The organism is Dongia deserti (genome assembly GCF_003574735.1).
In the GTDB taxonomy this organism is placed as follows: Bacteria; Pseudomonadota; Alphaproteobacteria; order Dongiales; family Dongiaceae; genus Dongia_A; species Dongia_A deserti.
Genome location: NZ_QORW01000013.1, coordinates 57,335 through 82,383, shown reverse-complemented (window position 1 = coordinate 82,383; position 25,049 = coordinate 57,335). Strand labels below are relative to the sequence as shown.

Here is a 25,049-nt window from a genome sequence, read left to right as displayed (position 1 = left end):
CCGGCCAAGCCGCGTAGCGGCGCAGAGCCGGGACCCATGCAGTGGTTCAGTGACACGGAGAGGTCGCATGGGTCCCAGATCGCGCTGGCGCGCACCCGGGATGACAGGTCTATGCGGTGCGGTGCTAGGCCAACCCGAACACCTGCCGTTTCTCAATGATGCCCTTGAGCTCGTGAGCACCTAAGTCACGCAGCTCGCTGCGGTCCGTGAGCAGCCGTGCGAAGTCATCGGAGATGAGGCAGCTTTCGCCGAGACTTGCCGAAAGGCTCTGCAGGCGTGCGGCGAGGTTGACCGAGGGACCGATCACCGTGAAATCCAGGCGCGTCTCGCCGCCGATGTTGCCGTAGTGCACCTCGCCGACGTGCAAGGCCAAGCCCCACTGTATGATCGGCTGTTGGGCGTTGCGCCGGGTCTGATTGATCTCGGCGATGCGCGCCTGGGCGGCGCGCGCTGATGCGAGCGAGCGCTGGGCGGCGCGGCGGCCGCTCGATGCTGTTGCGATCGGATAGATCGACAGCATGGCATCGCCGATGAACTTCAGCACTTCGCCTTGCTGCTCCTCGACCGAGCGGGTGAGGGCGCCGAAATAGTCGTTGAGCAGCGCGATCAGCGCCTCGTTGGACAGTGCATCCGACAGTTCCGTGAATCCGCGCAGGTCGGAGAACCAGATGATGGCGCGGATATCCTCGCCTTGGCCGCGCTTGATCTGGCCTTGCAGCACGCGCTGGCCTGAGATCCGCCCGACATAGGTGTCGAGCAGCACGCGCGCAGTGCGGCGCAGAGTCTGGATCTCCAGCAGATAGGCGAATTGCGGCATCAGCTCCTGCAGCACGGCGATCTCAGCATCCGCGAAGCCGCCTCCCTGCCGCGTTGCAAAGGTCATCGCCTTGATGGTGCCGTCGGAGAAGGGCGCGGGCAGGGCGATGTAGTCCGTAAAGCCTTCCTCGCGCAGGTCGGGGATGATCCCGTATTCACCCGGCTGCGGCTCCGGCATGACGCGCACCCGCACCGGCCCGTCGCCGCGATAGACGACGTAGAGCGGGCTGCGCTCGTACATGGAGCGGGTCAGGCTGGTCAGCTGCCATTGACGCTCATGCGCCAGGCGCTCCGGCTCCCACACCACGCTGGAGGAGGCGATCTGGGGATGCAGCATGGGGATTCCGGTAGTGATGCGGTCGATTGGCAGGCCGATCTCGACCAGCTGCTCACCCAGGGCCTCCACAAAGGCCTCGGTCTCGATCAGGCGGCGGCCGGGCCCTCGCAGCCAGGCCAGGAGCGGGGCGATCTCTACCAAGGGCAGCCCTCCCTGCGACCGAGTGCAGCATAGCGCGCCGGAATCTCTTAGCAAATGCTCCTAAAGCCTTGAGTTGATTATGGGAACTAGCAGCGCGGCGGTCCCCCTCACGGTTCTGCGAACTGTTCGCATTCGCGCTTGACTGGAACCGCCGCTCGCCTATTTTGTTCTGCGAATTGTTCGCATTGTCATTGAGCTGGCATGATCATCTGCGTCTGCAATCGAATCAGCGACCACGACATCCGCGCCGCCGCGCGTGCCGGGGCGACCTGCTGCAAGCAGGTGTTCGGCGGCCGGGGCAAGGCGCCGCAATGCGGCTCCTGCATGGACGCGATGGGCGAGATCCTGGACGAGACGATCGCCGCAGGTGAACGTCACCTGATGGCGGCCGAATAGACTCCCTTTACGAAGAAGGTCCGTCGCCGATCTGGGTTTGTAGGTAGTTCTGCAGCCCGACCTTCTGCACCAGTTCGAGCTCGGTTTCCAGATAGTGAATGTGCTCCTCGGTGTCCTCGAGGATGTCGCTGATGAGATCACGCGACACGTAGTCCTTCACGCTTTCGAAATGCGCAATCGCGGCGACCATGTCGGTGCGCGCCGCATTCTCCAGTTTGAGATCGCTCTTCAGGCACTCCGGTACATTCTCGCCGATCAGCAGCTTTCCTAGGTCCTGCAGATTGGGGAGTCCTTCCAAGAGCAGAATCCGCTCGATGATGTGATCGGCGTGCTTCATCTCCTCGATAGATTCTTCGTAGATCTTCTTGCCCAGCCGCTCGAAGCCCCAGTTTCGGATCACTCGCCCATGCAGGAAGTACTGATTGATGGCGGTCAGCTCGTTCTTCAGCAGTTTGTTGAGGTGCTTGACGACGCTGGCATCGACTTTCATGGCGGCCTCCCCGGCTCTTGTTCCATGGATTCGCTGGAGAAGGGTAGTCCGCGCGGCACGTTCCTGCAACGATGCGTTGCGTAATGAAAGTCATTTTCATCAAGCGATTAAGCGCGCTTCAGTTGTCGTATGGCCACGCCAGCAATAGAGCGAAAGCAATGTGGAAACAGGCGCTTTAGTCTCGTGCGGAATCATCGATGGATGATGGATCGCGTGAAGCGCGGGCACGATTCGCCAATCTTCGTCTCCGCGCCGCCACGAACTGCCGTCGGTCAGAGGATGATAAATCTCCTCCGCTGGATGAGCGTGCAGCGGATAGTGCAGACCCGGTCCTAACACCAGCAGACCGACGCGAATGTTCGGTGCGTGGAACAAGGCATCCTTCGGTCCTGCGAACTCGACATAGCCGTAGCCCGCCATGAACGTAGCGCCCATGTTGGCTGCGGAATAATTGGGGTTCTGCCGCCAGTAAAAGAGGGGCGCAGCCTGGGCAATGGCACCACCGGGCGCACTTTCGGGCAGCGCAGCCTCCAGAAGTGTCGATGCCGCGATCGTGCGCGGAGCAGGCATCGCCGGCGTCGCCCGCATCAGGTCCGCATGCACGGCATCGAGCATCGGGCGGGCTTCGGAATCTCCGGCGCGGCCCGGACCATTGTAGAACGCGATGATGGCGTCCAGCAGTAGGCGGGCGGGATCCGGTGCGTTCACCGATTGCCGCGGCCGCTGGCGGCGAAGCGCACGGCTTCCTGCGCGGCACGCACCAGAGCTCGTGCCTTGTGCTGGCACTCCTGGTGTTCGCTCTCGGGCACGCTGTCGGCGACGATACCGGCGCCGGCCTGCACATACATAACGCCGTCCTTCACCACGGTGGTGCGCAGCGCAATGCAGGTATCCATGCTGCCGTTGGCGGCGAAGTAGCCGACGGCGCCGCCGTAGATGCCGCGCTTCTCCGGCTCCAGCTCCTCGATGATCTCCATCGCGCGCACCTTCGGCGCGCCCGAGACGGTGCCGGCGGGGAAGCCTGCCATCAGCGCATCCATTGCGTCGGATTTGCGATCGATGGTGCCCTCGACGTTCGAGACGATGTGCATCACGTGCGAGTAGTTCTCGATGATCATCTTCTCGGTGACCTTCACGGTACCGATCTTGGCGACGCGCCCGACATCGTTCCGGCCGAGGTCAAGCAGCATCAGGTGCTCGGCCAATTCCTTCTGATCGGCGAGCAGATCGGCGGCGAGCGCGCGATCCTCGTCCGGCGTCTTGCCGCGCGGCCGCGTGCCGGCGATCGGGCGAATCGTAATGGTGTCGTCGCGCAGCCGCACCAGGATCTCCGGGCTGGAGCCGATCACGGAGAAGCCGCCGAAATCGAGATAGAACAGGAAAGGCGAGGGGTTCAGCCGGCGCAGCGAGCGGTAGAGCGCCAGCGGCGGCAGCTGGAAGGGCAGGCTGAAACGCTGCGACAACACCACCTGGAAGATATCGCCGGCTAGAATGTATTCCTTCGCGCGGTCCACCATCACATGGAAGGCTTCCGGCGCCATGTTGGATTGCGGTTCCGGCAGGTCGAGCAGCACGCCATTGCTGGAGCGCTGCTGCGGCAGGGCGCGGTCCAGATCATGCACCACGTCGGACAAGCGTTCCATCGCCTGATTGTATGCCGCGCGCGCATTGCCGCCGGCGCCTGGCCAGACCGGCGTCACGACCGTGATCATGTCCTCGACGCTGTCGAAGATCGCCATCACCGTCGGACGCAGGAAGATGCTGTCCGGCAGGTTGAGCTTTTCCGGCTTCAAATCCGGCAGCTCCTCGACGAGCCGCACCATGTCGTACGACAGGTAGCCGAACAGGCCGGCGGCCATCGGCGGGAGGCCCTGCGGCAACTCGATGCGGGATTCCGCGATCAGCGACCGCAGCGAGGCCAGCGATCCATTCGGCTCGGCCACAAAGTGATCCGGCTGGAAGCGGGCCTCGCGGTTGATCTCGGCCTTGTTGCCGCGGCAGCGCCAGATCACGTCGGGCTTGAGCCCGATCAGCGAATAGCGGCCGCGCGAACGGCCACCTTCCACCGATTCCAACAAGAAGGAATTGGGCCGACCATCGGCCAGCTTCAGCAAGGCGGAGACCGGCGTCTCGAGATCGGCGATCAGGCGGGTCCAGACGACCTGCGGCTTGCCGGATTCGTAGACTGCGGCGAAGCGACCGAACTCGGGCTCGACGTTCATTGCTCGGCCGAGATCATCTGTTGGACGACATCGTTGTTGCGCTCAACCTCGATGTTCTGGCCCAGGGCGAACAGGAACTCGGCGTAGAGATCCTTACGCATCGTGTCGGCGAGCTGCTCGGAGAGCTGCGCGACCTGATCCTTCTTCTCTTCCGGCTTCGCCGGGATGATAGCGGAGACACGTGCGACAATCGCACCGTCGCCTGTACGGCCGGTTGCCGCCTCGCCGAGTTGCAGCTCGAACAATTTCTGCGCCAGGGATTGATCAATTGGACCGTCACCCTCACTGCGCGTGAACGGTTTGGAGACCTTGAGTTCCAGGCCCAACTCCTTGCCCAGGGCCGCAAGATCACCGGACTTCACCTTGTCGGCGATTTCCTTGGCCTTGGCATCGGCCGCGTCACGCCGCGCCTTGGCTAGCCAATCCTGCTTCACCTGCTCAGCCACCTCGTTCAGCGGCTTCGCTTCAGCGGGCATCACGTTGGTCACCTGCACGACGGCATAGCTGCCGTCCGATAACGTGCTGACGAGGCTGGTCTGTCCGGCCTCGGTCTGTTCTGCCAGCTGCAGGATCTCGGGAATCACGTTGGCGTCCTTGCCGTCGCGATCCTTGCCGGAGGAATCGACGGCCTCATATTTCTGTGTGGTCAGGTTCAGTTGCTGCGCCGCCTGCTCGAGTGAAGCGCCACCAGCGAGCGTGTCATCCAACTGATTGACCACGGAAACCATCGCATCGCCCGCTTGCGCGAGTGCGAGCTCCTGACGCAGCTGTTCCTTCACGTCCTCGAACGTCTTGGTGACGCCGGGTGTGATCGATTTGACGTGCACCACATGCAGGCCGAACGCGCTCTTCAACGGCTCTGAAACGCCATCGGCAGGCAGCGCAAAGCTCTGCTCCGCGATCGCGGGCGGCAACTTATCCTTGGTCACGTCTCCCAGATCGACTGGTGCACTGCCTGTCACTTCTTTGACGGCGTCGGCGAAGCTCTTGCCGCCCTTGACTGCGGCGACAATGGCATCTGCCTTCGCTTGATCCTGCAGCACGACCTGTTCGACGGCGCGGCTTTCCGGCGTGGAGAATTCAGCCTGCCGGCTCTCGAACTCGCTCTTCAGCTGATCCTCAGGAATCGTGATGTCCTTGGCGAAATCCTCTGGCTTCATATGCACTGCGATGAACGCGCGGTACTCCGGCCGTTGATACCGGGCGATGTTGTCCTGATAGAACTTTTCCATCGCCGCCTGATCGGGTTCCTTCACCTCCATGGTGGCATCGGGGATCACCAGGAACTCCGCCGTGCGCTCCTCGTTGAGATAGGCGAAGACTCGATCGCTGAGCACCGGCGGCGTGGACAAGGCGCCGAAGGCCGGGCCGGTCAGCTGCTGCAGGCGCATCTCGTCCCGGCGCATCTGGACATAACCGGCCTCGCTCAGACCACTCTGGCTGAGGAGGGCGAGGAAGCGATCCCGATCGAACTGGCCGGCCGCGTTGCGGAATGCCGGATTGTTCTGGATGTCGCCGATCGCGACGGCCTGCGGGATCGTGAGGCCGAGACGATCCGCATACTGCCGCAGCAGCATCTGGCTGGTCTGCTGGCTCAGGATCTGATCGACGCCGCCGAGAGCGGCGAATTGCTGCACGTTGATGTCGAGACCCTGCTGGCGGAACTGTTGCAGGCGCCGGCGCAGATCGCGATCGAACTCCTGCTGCGTATAGGCGAGGTCGCCGACCTGCAGCACCGGCTTGCTCAGATCGCGCCGCGCGAAGATGTCGCCGATCCCCCAGGCCGCGAACGCGATGATGAGGATGCCGAACAGGATCTTGAAAATCCAGGACTTGGCCTTGCCACGGATGGAAGTGAGCATGATGCCCCAATCATTGAAAAATCGGCGCGCATAATAGGGATGCCCCCCTAGAGCGGCAAGGGCAGCGGCAAGGGGTGACGGAGGGGCAGAATGCGCGCACGCCGGCCCGAAACTGGATGGCTGACAGGCCAAAAAGCGCTGTGCTAACAAGCTTCTCCCGCCCCCAATCCAAGGATGACGGCCGCCATGACTGCATTGCGCCTGCGACCCCTGATCGCCGGAAACTGGAAAATGAATGGCAGCCGCGCCCAGAACGAGGCGCTGATCGCCGATCTGAAAGGCCGCCTGGCATCAAAGCCGGATCTGGCGGCTGATCTGCTGGTCTGCCCGCCCGCGGCTTATCTGATGCAGGCAGCGCGACTTGTGGGAGGCAGCGCCATCGCGCTTGGCGCCCAGGACTGCCACACGAAGCAGTCGGGCGCGCACACCGGCGACGTGTCGGCGGCGATGCTGGCGGATTGCGGCTGCCGCTACGTGATCCTGGGGCATTCCGAACGCCGTGCGGATCACGCGGAGAAGAGCGAGCAGGTCGCCGCGAAGGCGAAGGCGGCGCACGAGGCCGGCCTTATCGCAATCGTCTGCGTCGGCGAGACCGAGGCGGAGCGTGACCGCGGCGCCACCTTGGATGTAATTTCGTCGCAGTTGGAGGGCTCGGTTCCGGCGGATGCCGCCGCCGGCAATCTGGTGATCGCCTACGAGCCGGTCTGGGCGATCGGCACCGGACGGACCCCAACGCCGGATGATGTCGCCGCCGTCCATGCCCACATCCGCAGCCTGCTGAAGGCCTGGTTCAAGGACGGGGCGGAGATGCGGATCCTTTATGGCGGGTCGGTGAAGGCCTCCAATGCCGCGACCCTGATGCACGTGGCAGAGGTGAATGGCGCCCTAGTCGGCGGTGCCAGCCTGAAAGGCGAGGAATTCTGGGGCATCGCCCTTGCCGCAGCAGGCGCCTAGGCCAATATTCCGACTGGCGAAGTCATTGAAAAGCGGATAGAACCCGCGCCGTTCTCGGTAGTGTTGGATAGTTCGATGCAAATCATTCTGGTCATTCACGTCCTAATCGCCATGGGGCTGGTGGGCGCCATCCTTCTGCAGAAGAAGGAAGGCGGCATCGGCGGCCTGGGCGGCGGTGGCGGCGGCGGGCTTGGCGGCCTGATGTCCGGCCGCGCCAAGGCCGACACCCTCAGCAAGGCGACCGGCGTCCTGGCGACAGCCTTTTTCGTGACCAGCCTGGCACTGGCGATCATCGGCAGCCGCTCGACCGATCACGGCCCGCTCGTGCCCGGAACGACCGGAACTGCACCTGTGACAGCACCCGTGGAGCAAAGCGCGCCAGCTGGCGAGGCTGCGCCTGGGGGCACTGCGCCGGCGGAAACCGCACCGGTACAGCCAGCGACTCCAGCAGTGCCGACGGGGGATTAAGTCTCCCTCCAAGGGCGCTTTTCGTCAATCCGACTCGGGTGATCCCAGAGGAGATTGTTTCCTTGCTGGGCGCGCCCGACTCGTTTCATAAAGTCGGTCCATGTCTCGCTTCATTTTTATCACCGGCGGCGTGGTTTCTTCGTTGGGGAAGGGGCTATCGTCGGCGGCTCTTGGTGCGCTTTTGCAGGCCAGGGGCTTCAAGGTTCGCCTCCGCAAGCTCGATCCCTATCTGAACGTCGATCCGGGCACGATGAGCCCGTATCAGCACGGCGAAGTCTACGTGACGGATGACGGCGCGGAGACCGACCTCGACCTCGGCCACTATGAGCGATTCACGGGCATCTCCTGCCGCCAGACCGACAGCGTCACGACCGGCAAGATCTATTCCAACGTGATCGCGAAGGAGCGGCGCGGCGACTATCTCGGCGCCACCATCCAGGTCATTCCGCACGTCACCGACGCCATCAAGGAATGGATCAAAGCCGACCTGCACGATGAAGATTTCGTGTTGTGCGAGATCGGCGGCACGGTCGGCGACATCGAGAGCCTGCCGTTCCTGGAAGCGATCCGCCAGCTCGGCAACGAGCTGGGCAAGGAGCGCGCGATGTTCGTGCACCTGACCCTGGTGCCGTACATTCCCGCCGCCGGCGAGCTCAAGACCAAGCCGACGCAACATTCGGTGAAAGAACTGCAGGCGGTCGGTATTCAGCCCGATTTGCTGCTGTGCCGCTCCGATCGCGAGATCCCCGCCGACAGCCGGCGCAAGATCGCGCAGTTCTGCAACGTGCGGCCGAGCGCGGTGATCCAGGCGCTCGACGTCGACACGATCTATGCCGTGCCGCTCGCGTATCACGCCGAAGGCTACGATCGCGAAGTGTGCCGCCATTTCGGCATCGATGCGAAGGAGCCGGACCTTTCCAAGTGGCAGGAAGTGGTCGACCGCATCCGCTCGCCGGAAGGCGAAGTGAACATCGCGGTGATCGGCAAATACACCTCGCTGCTGGATGCGTACAAATCGCTGGCGGAAGCACTACGCCACGGCGGCATCGCGAATAACGTTCGTGTCAATCTCAACTGGATCGATTCCGAGATCTTCGAGCAGGAGGACACGGTTCAGCATCTGGAAGGCGTGCACGGCATTCTGGTGCCCGGCGGGTTCGGTGAGCGCGGCTCGGAAGGCAAGATCAACTCGGCGCGGTTCGCGCGCGAGCGCAAGGTTCCCTATTTCGGCATCTGCTTCGGCATGCAGATGGCGGTGATCGAAGCGACGCGCAACCTCGTCGGAGTCAAGAACGCCGGCTCGACCGAGTTCGGGTCGACCCCGGAGCCTGTAGTCGGCCTGATGACCGAGTGGGTGCGCGGCAATGTGCTCGAGAAGCGCATGGCCGGCGGCGATCTCGGCGGGACTATGCGCCTCGGCGCCTACGAGGCGATCCTGAAGCCGGGCAGCGCGGTCGCCGGCATCTACGGCAAGAACGCGATCTTCGAGCGCCACCGTCATCGTTATGAAGTGAACATCAACTACAAGGAACGGCTAGAAAAGCAGGGGCTGGTCTTCTCGGGCATGTCGCCGGATGGCATCCTGCCGGAGATCGTGGAAATTCCCGATCATCCGTGGTTCATTGGCGTGCAGTTCCATCCGGAGCTGAAGTCGCGCCTGTTTGAGCCGCACCCGCTTTTTGTTTCGTTCATCGGCGCGGCCGTAACCCAATCGCGCCTAGTGTAAGGTGGCTGCCATGACAAAGTCGCGCCACGTTAAGATCCACAATCTTGAGATCGGCAACGACAGGCCGTTTGCCCTGATCGCCGGACCATGCCAGCTCGAGAGCCGGACGCATGCGCACGAGATGTGCGGGGCTCTGGCAGAGCTGACGCGTGAGCTTGGTATTGGCCTCATCTACAAGACCAGCTTCGACAAGGCGAACCGCACCAGCGTCACCGCCGCCCGCGGTCTCGGCATGGAGAAGAGCCTGCCGATCCTGGCTGAATTGCGCGAGACGTTCGACGTGCCGGTGCTGACCGACGTACACGCGCCGGAGCAATGCGCGCAGGTCGCCGAAGCGGTCGACGTGTTGCAGATCCCGGCATTCCTGTGCCGGCAGACCGACCTCATCGTCGCCGCCGCGAAGACCGGCCGCGCCCTCAACATCAAGAAGGGCCAGTTCCTCGCGCCCTGGGACATGAAGAACGTCGCCGCCAAGTGCCACAGCGCCGGCAACGACAATGTGTTGCTGTGCGAGCGCGGGGCGAGCTTCGGCTACAACACCTTGATCAGCGACATGCGCTCCCTGCCGATCCTGGCCGATACCGGCTATCCGGTCGTATTCGACGCCACGCACTCGGTACAGCAGCCGGGCGGCCAGGGCACCTCGAGCGGCGGGCAACGCGAGTTCGTGCCCGTGCTGGCCCGCGCCGCCGTTGCTGTTGGCGTCGCCGCGGTCTTCATGGAGACCCACCAGGACCCCGACCACGCACCCTCGGACGGCCCCAACATGGTGCCGATCAAACACCTGCGCCGCGTGCTGGAAACCCTGGTTGCGCTCGACAAGATCGCCAAGTCCCGCCCGATCGAGAGTGTCGCACCTTAGACGACGCGACTAACCGCGGCGGATCGTGCGCTTGGCCTGTTTCTCGACGAATTCGACGATGGCAAGCGAGCGGACAGAGGCCACAAACTTCTCGGCAGTACCATCCGATACATCGACTGAGTAAAGCGTGTTGAGCGATGGCTCGGGCGCGTCGGGGAAAAGAGGGCGCATGATGCTTGCGCCACAATCTCGAGCGGCCTGCTCCAACTGCGACCGGTCCTGCTCGGTGGCTCCGTCACGTATCTTCAGGTGGAATTTCATGTCATGCCATCACAGGGGCCAACCATAGCCTCATTTGAGCAGCTTCGGAAGGTTCACCAGCCCCCAGCCATAATCACGCGTGAAGGCGTTGCCCCTCATCTGCGGAACTTTCCTGGTGGTCCTTTCCAGGCTGCGGCGCGCCTGGTTCGGGTTCAACGACGGGTTCGTGGCAAACAGGAGCGCGGCTGCGCCCGCGACATGCGGTGTCGCCATTGAAGTGCCGCTCCACGAATCGTATTCCTTCTCCGTGCGATAGGGGGGAGCTGCCCTCATGGGCAGCGTCGACAAGATCTCGACGCCGGGCGCCACGACGGAGATGTGCCGCCCGGTATTCGAGAACTCCGCCCGCGTGAGGTTGACGCCAACCGCGCCCACAGCCATCACGTGCTCGTAGCCCGCCGGATACTCGATCGGATTGCCTTCCTGATATTCATTCCCCATGGCGGCGACGACGAGGACGCCCCTGGTAGCGACGTAATTGAACAGAATCTGCTCGGTCCGCGAAGGCTCGGTGCCACCGATGCTGAGATTGATCACACGCACGCCCGAGTTTGCGGCCGCGCGAAGAGACGTCAAGAACGCATCGCTATCGACGTAATATTCGCCCTGGTACGGCGTGTCCGAGAAGATCTTCCAGATGCGCAGCTTGCAGTTCGCCACGCCGGCGATTCCAATCGAATTATCGGCGATCGCGCCGATGATCCCGCTGACATGTGTGCCATGCCCAACGATGTCCCGCTTGGGAAAGCTGTTCGTCTCGTATTCGATGATTGCATGCGCCAGGTCGGGGTGGCCTGTGTCGATACCGGTATCCAGCACCGCAACCTCGACGGCATCGGCGGAAGGCCGCTTAGCTTCGAACCAGCCAAGTGCGCGGAGCCCCCACTGCAGGTTCAGCCGCGGGTCGGCGCCTTTCGGCAATCGACTGCGGCGCGCCACGAGCCAGTGGGCCGGCATGCGCTCCACGTACTCGATCGCATCGGATCGCTCCAAATGCCTCATGCGGGACGGGATTAGCTCTTTCTCGTCCACCTCAATGAGGTTGATGCCGCTGAGCGCGCTCTCCTCGGCACACATAACGCTGGTCAGGGCGCAGGCCTTGGCGTGCGCCGCCGTGACGCGGGCACCGGCACCTGGACGTGGCGGCGCGGCCCCGACGAACAACGGCTTCATCGCTCTCAGGCCCATATTGTTCTGGAGGTACTCGAGCGGGCGGCTGACCGATTCCGGCATCGTTGCAAGCGCTGCCCCACTGACTGATCGCGCTGATATCGCCGTGCCGAGGTGCGATAGCGACTTCGCCTTGATACGGAGGACCAACTGTCCCGGTGCAAATTTCAGCTTCGGAGCGGGCAGCGCCCGGGTGAGAACCGATGTCGGCGATGGCCTAGAAGCAATACCCATGGCAATCCTCCGCACGAGCAACAATAGATTGTGTAAATACAAGCAACTTCGCGCTATTTGCAGGTAAGCTCTGCTGTTCACCTCCACCGGTTGAAGATTAGACACTTCCGGACCGTTGGGGGGCAATTGACCCAGCCGCGTATCGGAGCCTAGTTTTTCGCATGGAAGGCGATCGCCGAGACTCTGCATTGCAGCCCGAGAGCCCGATTGACGAGGCGGAGACGAGCCGTCTGAGATCCATCTTCGACAAGACGCGTCAGCACAAGGCTTACGGCCTGACCGGCTATGTAGTGCGGCGGTTCGCGCGCGATTCCTGTCCGTCGGTCGCGGCCTCGCTCAGCTACACGTCACTGCTGGCGATGGTGCCATTGATGGCGATCGGCCTTGCCATGTTTGCGGCGTTCCCGGCCTTCGCCAACATGCGCGAGGCCATGCTGCGGGCCTTGATCGAGAACGTCGCACCGAGCCTGGCGGTCATGGTCGAAGAGCACCTGCAGGGCTTCATCCGCAATGCAGGGCAGACGACAGGAGCCGGCATTCTGGGTCTGGCCGTGACGGCACTGCTCCTCATCAACACGATCCAGACTGCGTTCGATCGCATCTGGGGTGGCGGTCGCGGGTTCAAGATCCAGCGCTTCCCGGTCTATTGGGCATTGATCACGTTGGGTCCGATCCTGTTCGGCATCGCCTTTTCGGTGTCCGGGTATGCGTTCGCCGTGGCGCAGTCGTCGGGCTATCTGTCGTCCGCTGTGCGCGTCTATACCGCGATCGCGCCCTTCATCCTGGAAGCGGTCGGTTTCCTGCTATTCTACCGTTTGATCCCGACGCGGCCGGTGCGCTGGATGGATGCGGCCACCGGCGCCGTTATCGCCGCAGCTCTCTTCGAGCTGCTGAAGCGCGGGTTTGGCATCTACCTCGGCATGGTTGGCACCTATCAGACACTCTATGGAGCCTTGGCGGCGCTGCCATTCTTCCTGATCTGGATGTATGTTGGCTGGCTGGTGGTGTTGGTCGGCGCGGAGATCACCGCCTCGCTGCCGGAATGGCGCTCCGGCCGGCGCGACCCGAACGAACGACCGCGGCGCGGCGACATGCTGGGCTTGGCGCTGGGTGCGCTGGCAAGCCTTCGCGCTGTCCAGAGCACTTCGAGTGGGGGTGAGAAGCTGGACTATCTGAGCCGCGATCTGGGTGCCGAGATCGGCAAGCTCACCTACGTCATGGACATGCTGCGGGGCGCGCGGCTTGTCGTCCGGAGCGACAACCGCCGCTGGGTGCTGGCGCGCGACCTCAACGAGGTCACGCTGAACGACCTAGTCGACGCTCTCAATCTCAGCCTGGCAGACGTCCAGGATGTGCCGAAGCAGACCATGGGCGTCATGACGGACCTCGCCGCCGGCGAGCGCGGCCTGCTCGACCGCAGCATCGAGGACACGCTCAAGGCGCACGGATTGCGATAGAGCGTTACGCTCCGGTTCGGCCGATCCGCACCGCCAGGACCGGGTGCAGCTCCAGCTCTATGAGGCGGCTGGCCTTTTCTTGATCCATGCCACCGATTCCGATGATTTCAATCGGTATGCCGGGCAAGAACGCGCCTTCATCAACGTCCGGCAGCGCAGCAGCCAAGGTGTGACGGACGGTGCGGAATTGATCGGCAAAGCGGCTGGGTCCCTTTACCTGGTCGTGCCTGCCTTGGACGCAGAGGGGGTCTGGCACCTCCGCGGTGAGAGTGTGAACGGCCATGCCGCGCATCAAGCGCTCCGCCGGGACGGGCGTATCCGCAATGATCATGTGCAGATCGCCGTCGTCCATGGCCTCGATCCTGACAAGGTATCCCGTCGTGCGGTAAACACCGAGCTCGGGCCCTGAGCGCAGCGGCGGCACGATCGGATAATCCTGCTGCGCCTGATACTCGAGCCGTTCCAGCTCACCCAGCGTCACGTCCTTGACCTGCTTGAGATCGATGCGCCAAGCCTGCGGGTCTGCCGCAACGCGGACAGCCCACCTTGCGCTGCCTCCGCCGCACTCAACCACGTCAAGCGCCCGCGCCGTGTGGATGATCAGATAGCGTGCCGAGTCCTTCAGCGCTTCCGCAGCCTGCGCGGCATCGTCAGCCGGCTTTGGCGAGCAGGCTGCCAGCAGCAGAATTATCGCCAATGGCCAGCAATACTTGATTTTGCGTACCGGCATGATGTTCCTCATGGAGCGAGCCGCGCGAATAGGGGGGACGCCAATAGCATACCGGTCGGGCATTCGAAAGTACCCACGCGTGCCGGTCACCTGCCGCTCAATGGCGTGCGGTAATTTCGCTAGACCGTCGCGTTTCCTGCGATATAACGGGCGCGAATAGTTTCTAGGGAGCAAGGCATGAGTGCGATCGTCGACGTGCATGCGCGGCAAATCCTGGACAGCCGCGGCAATCCGACCGTGGAAGTGGACGTCACGTTGGAGAGCGGGGCGAGCGGTCGTGCCGCCGTCCCCTCTGGCGCCTCCACTGGCGCGCACGAGGCGGTCGAGCTGCGCGACGGCGACAAGAGCCGCTACCTCGGCAAGGGTGTGCTCAAGGCCGTCGAGGCGGTGAATGGCGAGATCCAGGACTCGATCGGTGGCCTCGACGGCGCCGATCAGGTGCGTATCGACCAGATCATGATCGAGCTCGACGGCACGCCCAACAAGGGCCGTCTCGGCGCCAATGCGATCCTCGGCGTCAGCTTGGCCATCGCCAAGGCGGCCGCTGCGGAAGCGGGCCTGCCGCTCTATCGCTATGTGGGCGGTGCGCAGGCGCGCGTGTTGCCGGTGCCGATGATGAACATCATCAACGGTGGCGCCCATGCCGACAATCCGATCGACTTCCAGGAGTTCATGATCATGCCGGTCGCGGCCGAAAGCTGCGCCGAGGCGATCCGCTGGGGTGCGGAGGTCTTCCACGCCCTGAAGGCACAGCTCAAGGCCGCCGGCCACAACACCAATGTCGGCGATGAAGGCGGCTTCGCGCCCAATCTCAAGAGCGCGGAAGAGGCGCTCGATTTCATTGTGAAGGCGATCGAGAAGGCAGGCTTCAAGGCCGGCGAGCAGGTCGCGCTCGCGCTCGATACTGCCTCTACCGAGTTCTACAAGGACGGCCAATATCACCTGGAAGGCGAGGGCAAGGTGCTCGACGCCGCCGGCATGGTGGCGCTCTACTCCAAGCTGACCGCGGCCTATCCCATCCTCTCCATCGAGGACGGCATGGCGGAGGATGATTGGGACGGCTGGAAGGCTTTGACCCGGGCCATCGGTGACAAGGTGCAGCTGGTCGGCGACGACCTCTTCGTCACCAATCCCGACCGCCTGGCAACCGGCATCGATCGGGGCATCGCCAATGCGATCCTGGTCAAGGTCAATCAGATCGGCACGCTGACCGAGACGCTGACGGCCGTGGAGATGGCGCACAAGGCCGGCTATCGCGCCGTGATGTCCCACCGCTCCGGCGAGACCGAGGATGCCACCATCGCCGACCTTGCCGTCGCCACGAATTGCGGGCAGATCAAGACCGGCTCGCTGTCACGCTCTGACCGCATCGCCAAATACAACCAGCTCCTGCGCATCGAAGAGGGGCTGGGATCGGCCGCTCGGTATGGCGGCCGCGCCGCACTGGCGCGCAAGGGGCGGTAGCCATGCCGAAGGGTGCGATCGACCTCAAGCGCACCTTTCTGCACTTCACACGCGGGCACGATATCGAGCGCTACGAAGCCAACCCTCAGTTCTGGAGCGATCTGATTGCGCGACGGCTGCGCCTTGATGGGCGTCTGGTCGGCTGTGCGCATCTGGAGACGGGGCCGCTCGATCACTGGGAGCGGCACCCCGACGGCGATGAGTTCCTTTTGCTGCTGTCCGGTCGCGCGACGATTATTCTCGAGGAGCCCTCGGGCCGGCGCGATGCGCCCCTCAAAGCAGGTGAAGCCTTTATCGTTCCGAAGGGCGTCTGGCACACCTTCCAGATCGAGGAAGAGGGCGATCTCCTTTTCGCCACGGCCGGCGAAAACACAGAACATCGGCCGACTTTGTCGTAAGGCGTGCGGCATTTCGCAAGAACAGCCTGATCCCGCTCGCAATTCTGTTGACGAGATGAATCCGAGTGTGATTCCGTCTCGTCATGCAGGTACCGCGCGAATTTCAACGACGACTCAAGTCTCTGGCGGCTCAGCTGCTGGGCGCGTGCGTGGCCGGCTATTTCATCTATCACGCCGTCCAGGGCGACCGCGGCATCCTCGCGTGGCTGCGCGTCAACCAGCAACTCGAGGCGGCACAACAGGAACTGGCCAAGAGTGGGGCCCATCGCGCGGCCCTGGAGCAACGGGTTTCGCTGCTCAGCAACTCCTCCCTCGACCTCGACATGCTCGAAGAACGGGCGCGCATCATGCTCAATTTCAGCCACCCGGACGACCTCGTCATCTTCCTGCCCAAGCAATAAACCATCCAAGAAGTGCACCTGCACGGTGCGAAAATTCTGCGATTAACTGATTTCGAGTTAATCACAGATTTGCCATATGGAACAATAGTTTAACTTCCTTGCTTTTTGCGGTTTTCTCGCGATAATCCGCGAAAAGCGGTTCAACCCGCGCGACCGTTCCTAAAGCTCGCCACTCCAGCCAGTCAGGGGTTAACCATGGCGAAATCCGCTCAAAGCCGCGCTGCCAAAAGCGGCGGTGACTCCACGCCCGAAGAGATCCTCACGTACTACCGCGACATGCTGCTGATCCGCCGGTTCGAGGAAAAGGCCGGCCAGCTCTACGGCATGGGCCTGATCGGCGGCTTCTGCCACCTCTATATCGGCCAGGAGGCCGTCGTGGTGGGCATGCAGGCTGCGGCCGAGCAGGGGGACACGGTCATCACCTCCTACCGCGATCACGGTCACATGCTGGCCTGCGGCATGGACGCCAAAGGCGTGATGGCGGAGCTTACCGGCCGCCGCGGCGGCTACTCCAAGGGCAAGGGCGGCTCGATGCACATGTTCAGCCGCGAGAAGGGCTTCTATGGCGGCCACGGCATCGTCGGCTCGCAGGTCCCGCTGGGCACCGGCCTCGGCTTCGCACACAGCTACCGCGAGGATGGCAAGGTCACCATGTGCTACCTGGGCGACGGCGCGATCAACCAGGGCCAAGTCTACGAGAGCTTCAACATGGCGGCGCTGTGGAAGCTGCCCGTGGTCTACGTGATCGAGAACAACAAATACGCCATGGGCACCAGTGTGCAGCGCTCCTCAGCCGGGACGGAGCTCTACAAGCGCGGCGTCGCCTACGGCATTCCCGGCGAACGGGTCGACGGCATGGACGTTATGAGCGTGCGCAAGACCGGGGCGGCGGCCTTGGCTCATGCGCGCGAGGGCAAGGGGCCCTTTATCCTGGAAATGATGACCTATCGCTATCGCGGCCACTCGATGTCCGATCCGGCGAAATATCGCAGCAAGGAGGAGGTCGCGAAGATGCGGCAGGAGCACGACCCGATCGACCGGCTGCGCGAGTATATCCTCAGCAACAAGGTCGCCGACGAAGCGAAGCTCAAGGACATCGACCGCGAGATCAAGGATATCGTCTCTGCCGCCACCGAATTCGCCCAGCAATCGCCCGAGCCCGATCCGTCGGAGCTCTGGACCGATGTGCTGCTGGAAGCGTGAGGAGGGGAGGCGAAGATGGCCGTTGAAGTTCTGATGCCCGCTCTGTCTCCCACCATGACCGAAGGCAAGCTCGCCAAGTGGAGCAAGTCGGTCGGGGATGCGGTGAAGCCCGGCGATATCCTGGCGGAGATCGAGACCGACAAGGCGACGATGGAAGTCGAGGCCGTCGAAGAGGGCGTGCTGGATCAGATCCTTGTGCCGGCCGGGACCGAGGGCGTCGCGGTGAATACGCCGATCGCTATCGTGCGCGGCGATGACGAGGAAGCTGGCGCCAAGCCGGCTGCGAAGGCGCCGCCGAAGAACGAGATGCGCCCGCAAACCGCGGAGACCACGACGGCCGCCGCACCACCGCCGCCTGTAACGGTAAAGCCGGCGCCAGCCGAGGCGGACTACAAGGGCGAGACGCGCGCGCAGACTGTCCGCGAGGCCCTGCGCGACGCGATGGCGGAAGAGATGCGCCGCGATCCAGACGTCTTCCTGATGGGTGAGGAGGTCGCGGAGTATCAAGGCGCCTACAAGGTCAGCCAGGGTTTGCTCGAGGAGTTCGGGGCCAAGCGCGTGATCGATACCCCGATCACGGAATACGGCTTCACCGGGATGGGCGTTGGCGCGGCGATGGCCGGTCTCAAGCCGATCGTCGAATTCATGACCTTCAACTTCGCCATGCAGGCGATCGACCACATCATCAATTCCGCCGCCAAGACGCTCTACATGGCCGGCGGGCAGATGGGCTGTCCGGTCGTCTTCCGTGGCCCGAATGGCGCGGCGGCGCGCGTGGCGGCGCAGCATTCGCAGTGCTATGCGAGCTGGTATGCCCATTGCCCAGGTCTCAAGGTCGTGTCGCCCTGGTCGGCGGCCGATGCGAAGGGGCTGCTGAAGTCCGCAATTCGCGATCCCAATCCGGTCATCTTCCTTGAGAACGAGGTGCTCTACGGCCAGACCTTCCAGGTGCCGACCGATCCCGAGTGGATCGTGCCGATCGGCAAGGCCAAGATCGTGCGGCCCGGTGATGCCGTCACCATCACCGCTTTCTCGCGCATGGTCGGTGTCGCGCTGATCGCCGCCGACGAGTTGGCGAAGCAGGGCATCGAGGCGGAAGTCATCGACCTGCGCACCATCCGTCCGCTCGACATCGAGACCATCGTCAACTCCGTGAAGCGCACCAACCGGCTGGTGACCGTTGAAGAGGGTTGGCCCTTTGCCGGCATCGGCTCCGAGCTCGCGGCCCTGGCGATGGAGCAGATGTTCGATTGGCTCGATGCCCCGGTCGTGCGCGTGCATGGGGCGGACGTGCCGATGCCCTATGCTGCCAATCTCGAGAAGCTGGCTCTGCCGCAGGCCGAGAACATCGTCGAAGCCGTCAAGCGCGTTACTTACAAGTAGGGAGGCCGGGCCATGCCGATCAACATCCTGATGCCAGCCCTCTCGCCCACCATGACCGAGGGCAATCTGGCGCGCTGGCTGAAGAAGGAAGGCGACGCCGTCAAATCCGGCGACGTCATCGCCGAGATCGAGACCGACAAGGCGACCATGGAGGTCGAGGCGGTTGAGGAAGGCAAGCTCGGCAAGATCTTGGTGCCCGAGGGCGCGCAGGGCGTGAAGGTCAACGACGTGATCGCCGTCCTGCTGGAAGAAGGCGAGAGCCCGGGCGACATCAAGGCGCCGGCCGCGGCGCCCGCGCCCAAGCCGGCAGAACCTGCTCCGAAGACCGAGGCGGCACCCGCCAAGGCCGAGGCACCGAAGCAACCCGCGGCGCCGGCCGCAGCGCCAGCGCCAAAACCCACGCCGGCACCCGCCGCGGCGGGCAACCGCATCTTCGCCAGCCCGCTTGCCAAGCGCTTGGCGGAGCAGCATGGGCTGGATCTGTCACGGATCGTCGGTTCCGGCCCGCATGGCAGGATCGTCAAGTCGGATATCGAGAGAGTAGCCGCAACCGGTGAGGCGAAAGCCGCTCCGGCGCCGGCCGCGGCAAAGGCTCCGCCGACGGCGCCGGCAATTCCGGGGACACCTGCTTTTGGCGAGCCGGAATTCGACCTCCATCCGCACAGCATGATGCGCAAGACGATCGCGCGGCGGCTGCAGGAATCGAAACAATTCGTCCCGCACTTCTACCTGACGATCGATTGCGAGATCGACCGGTTGCTGAAGATGCGCGAGGAGATCAATGCCGGCGCGCCTAAGGAAGGCAAGGGCGCTTTCAAGCTGTCAGTCAACGACCTCATCATCAAGGCCTGCGCCATTACCCTGAAGCAGGTGCCGGCGGCCAACGCCTCGTGGAGCGACGAAGGCGTGAAGATATACAAGACCTCCGACATCTCCGTCGCGGTCGCGATCCCAAACGGACTGATCACGCCGGTCATCCGCCGGGCGGAGGACAAGCGGCTGTCGGACATCTCCAGCGAGATGAAGGGGCTCGCTACGCGCGCCAAGGACGGCAAGCTGAAGCCGGAGGAATTTACTGGCGGCGGCTTCTCGCTCTCCAATCTCGGCATGTTCGGTATCAAGGACTTCGCCGCCATCATCAACCCGCCGCAGGGATGCATCCTGGCGGTCGGCGCCGGCGAGCAAAGGCCGGTCGTGAAGAATGGCCAGCTGGCGGTGGCAACGGTGATGAGCTGCACCTTGTCGGTCGACCATCGCGTGGTGGATGGCGCGATCGGCGCCGAATTCCTGAGCGCCTTCAAAAAGCTGATCGAAAACCCGCTCGCGATGCTGGTGTGAGAGCCGATGCGCCTTGCCTTTACCCTCGCCCTGACCATGCTGTGCGTGGCGCCGGCTACTGGTGACGAGCCGCTGGAGAAGCAGTTCTTCGACTACTTCATGCAGCGCTGCGAGGCGGCTCTGGAAGCGGAGTGGAAGGCCGCTGATCTTGACCCTGAAAATCCCGAAGCGCGCAATGTGCTGGGCAAGTATTGCTCCTGCACCAGCCAGGCAGTGGTGAGCTTCCTGACCGCGGAGGAGATTATCGCCTTCGCCAACAACCCGGAGCAGGAGCCCGCCGCCGGCAAGATGCGACCGCACTTCCAGGAATGCCAGGAACGCGCACGCAAGAAGGCGGGCCAGGAATAAGCGATCAAGCCCGGCTGAACCAGAGAACCGAGGATCCATCAATGGCAGATACGAACTTCGACGTCATCGTAGTGGGCGGCGGTCCGGGTGGGTACGTAACCGCGATCCGCGCCGCGCAGCTGGGCATGAAGACCGCTTGCGTAGAGCGCGAGCATCTGGGCGGCATCTGCCTTAATTGGGGCTGCATCCCGACCAAGGCGTTGCTGCGCTCGTCGGAGATCGGCCACCTGCTGAACCATGCCGGCGACTATGGCTTCAGCGTCGGCAACGTGAGCTTCGACATCAAGAAAGTGGTGGAGCGCTCGCGCAAGGTCGCAAACCAGCTGTCGAACGGCGTGAAGCACCTGCTCAAGAAGAACAAGGTCGAGGTATTCGACGGCCACGGCCGGCTCAACGGCTCCGGCAAGCTGAAGGTGGAGAAGGACGGCAAGCCCCTCGCCGATCTGGCCGCCAAGCACATTATCCTGGCGACCGGCGCCCGGGCGCGCGCGCTGCCGGGGCTGGAGCCCGACGGCAAGCTGGTCTGGACGTACAAGGAAGCGATGGTGCCGCCGACCATGCCGAAGTCGCTGCTGGTTGTCGGCAGCGGCGCGATCGGCATCGAGTTCGCCAGCTTCTACCGCACCCTCGGTGCCGAGGTGACGGTGGTCGAGGTGCTGGACCGCGTGCTGCCCGTCGAGGATGCCGAGATCTCCGCCTTCGCCAAGAAGGCGTTCGAGAAGCAGGGCATGAAGATCTTCACCTCGGCCACGGTGAAGGCGCTCAAGAACGGCGCAGACAATGTGACGGTGACGGTCGAAGCCGGCGGCAAGTCACAGGACATCACGGTCGACCGTGTGATCCTGGCCATCGGCATCGTGGGCAATGTGGAGAACCTCGGCCTCGAAGGCACCAAGGTGAAGGTCGACAAGACCCACGTCGTTGTTGACGGCTATGGCGCAACGGGTGAGCCAGGCGTTTACGCTATTGGTGATCTAGCCGGCCCGCCGTGGCTGGCGCACAAAGCGAGCCACGAGGGCGTGGTCTGCGTCGAGAAAATCGCCGGCCTCAATGACGTGCACCCGCTGGATGTGCGCAATGTCCCGGGCTGCACCTATTGCCTGCCGCAGGTGGCGAGCGTCGGGCTGACCGAGCAGGCCGCCAAGGACAAGGGCTATCAGGTGAAAGTGGGTAAATTCCCCTTCATCGGCAATGGTAAGGCGATCGCGCTTGGCGAGCCGGAGGGCCTGGTCAAGACCGTGTTCGATGCCAAGACCGGCGAATTGCTGGGGGCACATATGATCGGGGCGGAGGTGACGGAGTTGATCCAGGGCTATACCATCGCCAAGACCATGGAGACGACCGAGGCCGAGCTGATGCACACCATCTTCCCGCATCCGACCCTGTCAGAAATGATGCACGAGGCGGTGCTGGCAGCCTACGGCCGAGAGATCCATATCTAAGGTCGGGAGGTTGCGTGATGATGGGTTATGAAGCTTATGGCACGTTCCATTGGGGTATCGGGCTGGTCGGATTCCTGATCTTTGCCATCCCCGGCGTCATGGTCCTGCGCAAGGCCGGATATTCAGGCTGGTGGATCCTCATTTCTTTGATTCCGATCCTGAATGTCATCATGTTCTGGGTGTTCGCGTTCGCCCGTTGGCCGCTTGAGGAGAGAACTGCCGCTCGATGATCGAAAAGCTCGCACTCCGCCACCCGGAAAAGGCGCACCGGCCGGACAACCCGGTTCAGCGCAAGCCGGACTGGATTCGCGTCAAGGCGCCGACCAGCAACGAGTATGCCGAGACCAAGGCGCTGGTCCGCAAATACAACCTGCACACCGTGTGCGAAGAGGCAGCGTGCCCAAACATCGGTGAATGCTGGCAGCAGAAGCACGCGACCTTCATGATCCTGGGCTCGGTCTGCACCCGAGGCTGCGCCTTCTGCAACGTCGCGACCGGGCGGCCCGACCAGCTCGATCCCCATGAGCCGGACCACGTCGCCGAGGCATGCGCAAAGCTCGGCCTCAAGCACGTCGTCGTCACGTCGGTCGATCGCGACGATCTGGACGACGGCGGGGCAGGGCATTTCGCCCAAGTGATCCGCCGCATCCGCGTGGTCTCGCCAGGCACGACCATCGAGGTGCTGACGCCGGACTTCATCAATAAGCCTGGCGCGGTGGCAAAGGTGGTCGAGGCGCGCCCTGACGTCTTCAACCACAACCTGGAGACCGTGCCGCGGCTCTATCGCTCCGTGCGGCCGGGCGCGCGCTATTTCACCTCGCTCCGCCTGCTCCAGCAGGTGAAGGAGATCGACCCCATGGTGTTCACCAAGTCGGGCATGATGGTTGGGCTCGGCGAGGACCACAATGAAGTGTTCCAGGTGATGGACGATCTGCGCGCCGCGGACGTTGATTTCCTGACGATCGGCCAATACCTGCAGCCGACGAAGAAGCACCACGCCGTCGCCCGTTTCGTCCCGCCGGCGGAGTTTGAAATGTTCAAGCGGCAAGCTATGGGCAAGGGCTTCCTGCTGGTCGCCGCGTCGCCTTTGACTCGCTCGTCGCACCACGCGGGCGCCGACTTCGAGCGGCTGCGGGCCGCGCGCGAGGCCCAGGCGAAGGTGAGCGCTGTTGTGGAATGAAGGTTCACACCGAACAAAAAATCCTGCCCTTCAAGCCGGACGAAATTTTCGAGCTGGTGGCAGACGTCGCGAAATATCCTGAGTTTCTGCCCTGGTGCACCGGCGCGCGCGTCCGCGATCGGCAGGAGACCGCGACCGGCGAAACCATGATCGCCGATCTCATGATCGGCTTCAAAGTGGTGCGGGAGCGTTTCACCAGCCGCGTGGATATCGACCGGCAAGAGCGCAAGATCGACGTCGAGTACGTCCAAGGCCCATTCAAGCACCTGAAGAACCACTGGACCTTCACCCCGACGCCGGCGGGCGCTTGCCAGATCGACTTCTATCTCGAGTTCGAGTTCAGCTCCGTCATGCTGCAAAAGCTGATCGGCGTGCTGTTCCACGAGGCGGTGCGCCGCATGGTCGCCGCCTTCGAAGCGCGCGCCCATCAGCTTTACACGCCGATCTCGAAATAAACCCTGCCTTCGAGACGCTGAAACGCATCTGCCTCTTGGATCAGATTGGCGCGCGCCGTCGCGACAGCGCCGATCACCGCGTCGAGCGCATCGCCGCCCTCGTTGTCGAGCAGCAACTGGCGCATGCGCCGCGCGGGAGCGACCAGTGCGCCGCGATCAATGAAATGATCCAGGATGCGTTTGCGCGCGCGGCGATGCGCGGGCCGTTCGCCCTTGTATGCGGCATACATGTCAATCGATTTCAACGTGCAGGCTGCGCACACTTCGATCAGGGTCGGCTTGCCGGCGTCGAGCTTCTGCTGTGGCCGGACGATCGCGCGACCAGCGCGCACCAGAGGGCCGAGCAGGCCGGTGATGCCCCACCAGGTCTGGCGATAGAGCCGCAGATTGTACGAATTGAACGGCGTGCCGGCGATGCGATCGGTCATGCGCTTGTATTCCACGCCGTTGTGGCGAGAGCGCATCATGCTACGAAAGCTCTCGGCATCGGCGAACTCCGCCGCATAGCGCAGGGCGAAGCTCTTCCAAGTGCGCACTGTCACGAGATCGCGCGGCAGGCTGAAGGGGAAGTCGCAACCGACCCGCGCGTTGTCCAGCGCAGCGACATGGCGGGCAAGGGCGGGAACTGCCACCTCCGGCCGAACGCCGCCACCTGGCAAGCTCATCGCTGGGACGCAGTAGATCAATTCGAGCGCACCGGACTCCGAGAGGCGCCCCTCCGCGATCCAGATCTTGCGGCCGGCGTCGCTGGCGCCGCTGAAGTCAACCCCCAGGATGCGCGTCACGCCACGGCCTCGGCCAGCATCTCCAGCGCGCGCTCTACCGTCGCCTGGCGGATGGCGGCACGGTCGCCATGGAACTGGTGGCGCTCGATCGCCGGATCGGAGCCGCGCCGCGCGACCGCGAGATAGACCAGGCCGACAGGCTTGGCATCCGAGCCTCCGCCCGGTCCCGCGACCCCGGTCACGGCAACGGCGACATCCGCGTTCGAACGCTTGAGCGCACCGGCTGCCATCTCGCGCGCTACGTGCACGCTGACCGCGCCGTGATGCGCGATGAGATCAGCGGGCACGCCGATCAGCTCCGTCTTGGCCTCGTTGGAATAAGTGACAAAACCGCGGTCGAACACGTCGGACGATCCGGCGATGTCGGTGATCGCCGCCGCGATCATTCCGCCGGTGCAGGATTCCGCCGTCACGATGCGCAGGCGTTTGGTGCGGTAGAGATCGAGGAGTTGAGCGGCGTCCATCCGTGCTTCTTCCGCCTAGCCAAGGACCCCACTTCCCGTTCACATCCTTCCCCGCAAGGGGG

Annotated in this window: 27 protein-coding genes; 17 read left to right on the top strand and 10 right to left on the bottom strand. The window is 63.5% G+C overall.

Annotated features, from left to right (window positions below):
- Positions 1 to 124: 124 nt before the first annotated feature.
- Positions 125 to 1,294: an adenylate/guanylate cyclase domain-containing protein gene (locus DTX69_RS20150; RefSeq protein WP_119303351.1), complete on the bottom strand. Its 1,170-nt coding sequence runs from the start codon at positions 1,292 to 1,294 to the stop codon at positions 125 to 127.
- A 201-nt stretch (positions 1,295 to 1,495) separates the two neighbouring features.
- On the opposite strand from DTX69_RS20150, the gene DTX69_RS20145 reads away from it, so the two are divergent.
- Positions 1,496 to 1,690, top strand: a complete 195-nt coding sequence (locus DTX69_RS20145; protein WP_119303350.1) for a (2Fe-2S)-binding protein — start codon at positions 1,496 to 1,498, stop codon at positions 1,688 to 1,690.
- A gap of 7 nt (positions 1,691 to 1,697) precedes the next feature.
- On the opposite strand, the gene bfr is transcribed toward DTX69_RS20145, so the two are convergent.
- The 4 genes from bfr to DTX69_RS20125 form a co-directional block, all read right to left on the bottom strand.
- Entirely contained in the window at positions 1,698 to 2,180 is a 483-nt protein-coding gene (gene bfr / locus DTX69_RS20140; RefSeq protein WP_119303349.1) for a bacterioferritin, read from the bottom strand.
- 99 nt (positions 2,181 to 2,279) lie between these two features.
- A complete protein-coding gene (locus DTX69_RS20135; RefSeq protein ID WP_119303428.1) occupies positions 2,280 to 2,795 on the bottom strand; it encodes a dimethylsulfonioproprionate lyase family protein in 516 nt (171 codons plus the stop codon).
- Positions 2,796 to 2,884: 89 nt separating this feature from the next.
- Positions 2,885 to 4,402: an anthranilate synthase component I gene (trpE, locus tag DTX69_RS20130; protein WP_119303348.1), complete on the bottom strand. Its 1,518-nt coding sequence runs from the start codon at positions 4,400 to 4,402 to the stop codon at positions 2,885 to 2,887.
- Positions 4,399 to 6,264, bottom strand: coding sequence for a peptidylprolyl isomerase (locus DTX69_RS20125; RefSeq protein WP_119303347.1), 1,866 nt, complete (start codon positions 6,262 to 6,264; stop codon positions 4,399 to 4,401). Before DTX69_RS20125 ends, trpE begins: the two co-directional genes overlap by 4 nt.
- 186 nt (positions 6,265 to 6,450) lie before the next feature.
- Between DTX69_RS20125 and tpiA the strand changes: the two genes are divergently transcribed.
- The 4 genes from tpiA to kdsA all read left to right on the top strand — a co-directional run bounded on the left by tpiA (position 6,451) and on the right by kdsA (position 10,274).
- The gene (gene tpiA, locus DTX69_RS20120) at positions 6,451 to 7,218 is read left to right on the top strand and encodes a triose-phosphate isomerase (protein WP_119303427.1); all 768 of its coding nucleotides are present in this window, start codon (positions 6,451 to 6,453) and stop codon (positions 7,216 to 7,218) included.
- 75 nt (positions 7,219 to 7,293) lie between these two features.
- A complete protein-coding gene (gene secG, locus DTX69_RS20115) occupies positions 7,294 to 7,686 on the top strand; it encodes a preprotein translocase subunit SecG (RefSeq protein WP_119303346.1) in 393 nt (130 codons plus the stop codon).
- A gap of 100 nt (positions 7,687 to 7,786) precedes the next feature.
- Positions 7,787 to 9,412, top strand: a complete 1,626-nt coding sequence (locus tag DTX69_RS20110; protein ID WP_119303345.1) for a CTP synthase — start codon at positions 7,787 to 7,789, stop codon at positions 9,410 to 9,412.
- A gap of 10 nt (positions 9,413 to 9,422) precedes the next feature.
- Complete coding sequence (gene kdsA, locus DTX69_RS20105) at positions 9,423 to 10,274, top strand: 3-deoxy-8-phosphooctulonate synthase (protein WP_119303426.1); 852 nt, start codon at positions 9,423 to 9,425, stop codon at positions 10,272 to 10,274.
- A gap of 9 nt (positions 10,275 to 10,283) precedes the next feature.
- On the opposite strand, the gene DTX69_RS20100 is transcribed toward kdsA, so the two are convergent.
- Both DTX69_RS20100 and DTX69_RS20095 read right to left on the bottom strand, forming a co-directional pair.
- Positions 10,284 to 10,535: a hypothetical protein gene (locus tag DTX69_RS20100; protein WP_119303344.1), complete on the bottom strand. Its 252-nt coding sequence runs from the start codon at positions 10,533 to 10,535 to the stop codon at positions 10,284 to 10,286.
- 30 nt (positions 10,536 to 10,565) lie between these two features.
- Entirely contained in the window at positions 10,566 to 12,128 is a 1,563-nt protein-coding gene (locus DTX69_RS20095; protein ID WP_119303343.1) for a S8 family peptidase, read from the bottom strand.
- On the opposite strand from DTX69_RS20095, the gene DTX69_RS20090 reads away from it, so the two are divergent.
- Positions 12,128 to 13,396: a YihY family inner membrane protein gene (locus DTX69_RS20090; RefSeq protein WP_162917387.1), complete on the top strand. Its 1,269-nt coding sequence runs from the start codon at positions 12,128 to 12,130 to the stop codon at positions 13,394 to 13,396. The genes DTX69_RS20095 and DTX69_RS20090 overlap by 1 nt on opposite strands.
- Positions 13,397 to 13,400: 4 nt before the next feature.
- On the opposite strand, the gene DTX69_RS20085 is transcribed toward DTX69_RS20090, so the two are convergent.
- Positions 13,401 to 14,126 carry a hypothetical protein gene (locus tag DTX69_RS20085; RefSeq protein WP_284735941.1) on the bottom strand — a complete coding sequence of 242 codons (726 nt, stop codon included), beginning with the start codon at positions 14,124 to 14,126 and terminating at the stop codon, positions 13,401 to 13,403.
- A 177-nt stretch (positions 14,127 to 14,303) separates the two neighbouring features.
- On the opposite strand from DTX69_RS20085, the gene eno reads away from it, so the two are divergent.
- The 11 genes from eno (at position 14,304) to DTX69_RS20030 (ending at position 23,738) form a co-directional block, all read left to right on the top strand.
- Positions 14,304 to 15,590, top strand: coding sequence for a phosphopyruvate hydratase (eno, locus tag DTX69_RS20080; RefSeq protein ID WP_119303340.1), 1,287 nt, complete (start codon positions 14,304 to 14,306; stop codon positions 15,588 to 15,590).
- A 2-nt stretch (positions 15,591 to 15,592) separates the two neighbouring features.
- Positions 15,593 to 15,988, top strand: a complete 396-nt coding sequence (locus DTX69_RS20075; protein WP_119303339.1) for a cupin domain-containing protein — start codon at positions 15,593 to 15,595, stop codon at positions 15,986 to 15,988.
- An 83-nt stretch (positions 15,989 to 16,071) separates the two neighbouring features.
- Positions 16,072 to 16,389 carry an FtsB family cell division protein gene (locus tag DTX69_RS20070; RefSeq protein WP_119303338.1) on the top strand — a complete coding sequence of 106 codons (318 nt, stop codon included), beginning with the start codon at positions 16,072 to 16,074 and terminating at the stop codon, positions 16,387 to 16,389.
- Positions 16,390 to 16,584: 195 nt separating this feature from the next.
- Positions 16,585 to 17,592 (top strand): pyruvate dehydrogenase (acetyl-transferring) E1 component subunit alpha, encoded by a 1,008-nt coding sequence (pdhA, locus tag DTX69_RS20065; RefSeq protein ID WP_119303337.1) that lies wholly within the window; start codon positions 16,585 to 16,587, stop codon positions 17,590 to 17,592.
- Positions 17,593 to 17,607: 15 nt separating this feature from the next.
- The gene (locus tag DTX69_RS20060; RefSeq protein ID WP_119303336.1) at positions 17,608 to 18,975 is read left to right on the top strand and encodes a pyruvate dehydrogenase complex E1 component subunit beta; all 1,368 of its coding nucleotides are present in this window, start codon (positions 17,608 to 17,610) and stop codon (positions 18,973 to 18,975) included.
- 12 nt (positions 18,976 to 18,987) lie between these two features.
- Positions 18,988 to 20,313, top strand: a complete 1,326-nt coding sequence (locus DTX69_RS20055) for a pyruvate dehydrogenase complex dihydrolipoamide acetyltransferase (protein WP_119303335.1) — start codon at positions 18,988 to 18,990, stop codon at positions 20,311 to 20,313.
- A gap of 6 nt (positions 20,314 to 20,319) precedes the next feature.
- Positions 20,320 to 20,661 carry a hypothetical protein gene (locus tag DTX69_RS20050; protein ID WP_119303334.1) on the top strand — a complete coding sequence of 114 codons (342 nt, stop codon included), beginning with the start codon at positions 20,320 to 20,322 and terminating at the stop codon, positions 20,659 to 20,661.
- A gap of 41 nt (positions 20,662 to 20,702) precedes the next feature.
- The gene (gene lpdA, locus DTX69_RS20045; protein WP_119303333.1) at positions 20,703 to 22,103 is read left to right on the top strand and encodes a dihydrolipoyl dehydrogenase; all 1,401 of its coding nucleotides are present in this window, start codon (positions 20,703 to 20,705) and stop codon (positions 22,101 to 22,103) included.
- 17 nt (positions 22,104 to 22,120) lie between these two features.
- Entirely contained in the window at positions 22,121 to 22,333 is a 213-nt protein-coding gene (locus DTX69_RS20040) for a DUF805 domain-containing protein (RefSeq protein ID WP_119303332.1), read from the top strand.
- Positions 22,330 to 23,283 carry a lipoyl synthase gene (lipA, locus tag DTX69_RS20035; RefSeq protein ID WP_119303331.1) on the top strand — a complete coding sequence of 318 codons (954 nt, stop codon included), beginning with the start codon at positions 22,330 to 22,332 and terminating at the stop codon, positions 23,281 to 23,283. The genes DTX69_RS20040 and lipA overlap by 4 nt, the downstream gene beginning before the upstream one ends.
- Positions 23,280 to 23,738 (top strand): type II toxin-antitoxin system RatA family toxin, encoded by a 459-nt coding sequence (locus DTX69_RS20030; protein WP_119303330.1) that lies wholly within the window; start codon positions 23,280 to 23,282, stop codon positions 23,736 to 23,738. The genes lipA and DTX69_RS20030 overlap by 4 nt, the downstream gene beginning before the upstream one ends.
- Here the strand turns inward: DTX69_RS20030 and DTX69_RS20025 are convergent.
- Both DTX69_RS20025 and DTX69_RS20020 read right to left on the bottom strand, forming a co-directional pair.
- On the bottom strand, positions 23,717 to 24,523 hold the full coding sequence (locus tag DTX69_RS20025; RefSeq protein ID WP_119303329.1) for a DUF429 domain-containing protein: 807 nt from the start codon (positions 24,521 to 24,523) through the stop codon (positions 23,717 to 23,719). The two genes, DTX69_RS20030 and DTX69_RS20025, sit on opposite strands and share 22 nt — an antisense overlap.
- The gene (locus DTX69_RS20020; protein ID WP_119303328.1) at positions 24,520 to 24,987 is read right to left on the bottom strand and encodes a CinA family protein; all 468 of its coding nucleotides are present in this window, start codon (positions 24,985 to 24,987) and stop codon (positions 24,520 to 24,522) included. Before DTX69_RS20020 ends, DTX69_RS20025 begins: the two co-directional genes overlap by 4 nt.
- Between the last annotated feature and the right edge of the window lie 62 nt (positions 24,988 to 25,049).

What these genes read in the sequence shown, in the direction of transcription:
- DTX69_RS20145 (WP_119303350.1), top strand. Translation starts at nt 1,496, where the DNA reads ATGATCATCTGCGTCTGCAATCGAATCAGCGACCACGACATCCGCGCC.
- bfr (WP_119303349.1), bottom strand. Translation starts at nt 2,180, where the DNA reads ATGAAAGTCGATGCCAGCGTCGTCAAGCACCTCAACAAACTGCTGAAG.
- DTX69_RS20135 (WP_119303428.1), bottom strand. Translation starts at nt 2,795, where the DNA reads ATGCTCGATGCCGTGCATGCGGACCTGATGCGGGCGACGCCGGCGATG.
- trpE (WP_119303348.1), bottom strand. Translation starts at nt 4,402, where the DNA reads ATGAACGTCGAGCCCGAGTTCGGTCGCTTCGCCGCAGTCTACGAATCC.
- DTX69_RS20125 (WP_119303347.1), bottom strand. Translation starts at nt 6,264, where the DNA reads ATGCTCACTTCCATCCGTGGCAAGGCCAAGTCCTGGATTTTCAAGATC.
- tpiA (WP_119303427.1), top strand. Translation starts at nt 6,451, where the DNA reads ATGACTGCATTGCGCCTGCGACCCCTGATCGCCGGAAACTGGAAAATG.
- secG (WP_119303346.1), top strand. Translation starts at nt 7,294, where the DNA reads ATGCAAATCATTCTGGTCATTCACGTCCTAATCGCCATGGGGCTGGTG.
- DTX69_RS20110 (WP_119303345.1), top strand. Translation starts at nt 7,787, where the DNA reads ATGTCTCGCTTCATTTTTATCACCGGCGGCGTGGTTTCTTCGTTGGGG.
- kdsA (WP_119303426.1), top strand. Translation starts at nt 9,423, where the DNA reads ATGACAAAGTCGCGCCACGTTAAGATCCACAATCTTGAGATCGGCAAC.
- DTX69_RS20100 (WP_119303344.1), bottom strand. Translation starts at nt 10,535, where the DNA reads ATGAAATTCCACCTGAAGATACGTGACGGAGCCACCGAGCAGGACCGG.
- DTX69_RS20095 (WP_119303343.1), bottom strand. Translation starts at nt 12,128, where the DNA reads ATGCAGAGTCTCGGCGATCGCCTTCCATGCGAAAAACTAGGCTCCGAT.
- DTX69_RS20085 (WP_284735941.1), bottom strand. Translation starts at nt 14,126, where the DNA reads ATGCCGGTACGCAAAATCAAGTATTGCTGGCCATTGGCGATAATTCTG.
- eno (WP_119303340.1), top strand. Translation starts at nt 14,304, where the DNA reads ATGAGTGCGATCGTCGACGTGCATGCGCGGCAAATCCTGGACAGCCGC.
- DTX69_RS20075 (WP_119303339.1), top strand. Translation starts at nt 15,593, where the DNA reads ATGCCGAAGGGTGCGATCGACCTCAAGCGCACCTTTCTGCACTTCACA.
- DTX69_RS20070 (WP_119303338.1), top strand. Translation starts at nt 16,072, where the DNA reads ATGCAGGTACCGCGCGAATTTCAACGACGACTCAAGTCTCTGGCGGCT.
- pdhA (WP_119303337.1), top strand. Translation starts at nt 16,585, where the DNA reads ATGGCGAAATCCGCTCAAAGCCGCGCTGCCAAAAGCGGCGGTGACTCC.
- DTX69_RS20060 (WP_119303336.1), top strand. Translation starts at nt 17,608, where the DNA reads ATGGCCGTTGAAGTTCTGATGCCCGCTCTGTCTCCCACCATGACCGAA.
- DTX69_RS20055 (WP_119303335.1), top strand. Translation starts at nt 18,988, where the DNA reads ATGCCGATCAACATCCTGATGCCAGCCCTCTCGCCCACCATGACCGAG.
- DTX69_RS20050 (WP_119303334.1), top strand. Translation starts at nt 20,320, where the DNA reads ATGCGCCTTGCCTTTACCCTCGCCCTGACCATGCTGTGCGTGGCGCCG.
- lpdA (WP_119303333.1), top strand. Translation starts at nt 20,703, where the DNA reads ATGGCAGATACGAACTTCGACGTCATCGTAGTGGGCGGCGGTCCGGGT.
- DTX69_RS20040 (WP_119303332.1), top strand. Translation starts at nt 22,121, where the DNA reads ATGATGGGTTATGAAGCTTATGGCACGTTCCATTGGGGTATCGGGCTG.
- lipA (WP_119303331.1), top strand. Translation starts at nt 22,330, where the DNA reads ATGATCGAAAAGCTCGCACTCCGCCACCCGGAAAAGGCGCACCGGCCG.
- DTX69_RS20030 (WP_119303330.1), top strand. Translation starts at nt 23,280, where the DNA reads ATGAAGGTTCACACCGAACAAAAAATCCTGCCCTTCAAGCCGGACGAA.
- DTX69_RS20020 (WP_119303328.1), bottom strand. Translation starts at nt 24,987, where the DNA reads ATGGACGCCGCTCAACTCCTCGATCTCTACCGCACCAAACGCCTGCGC.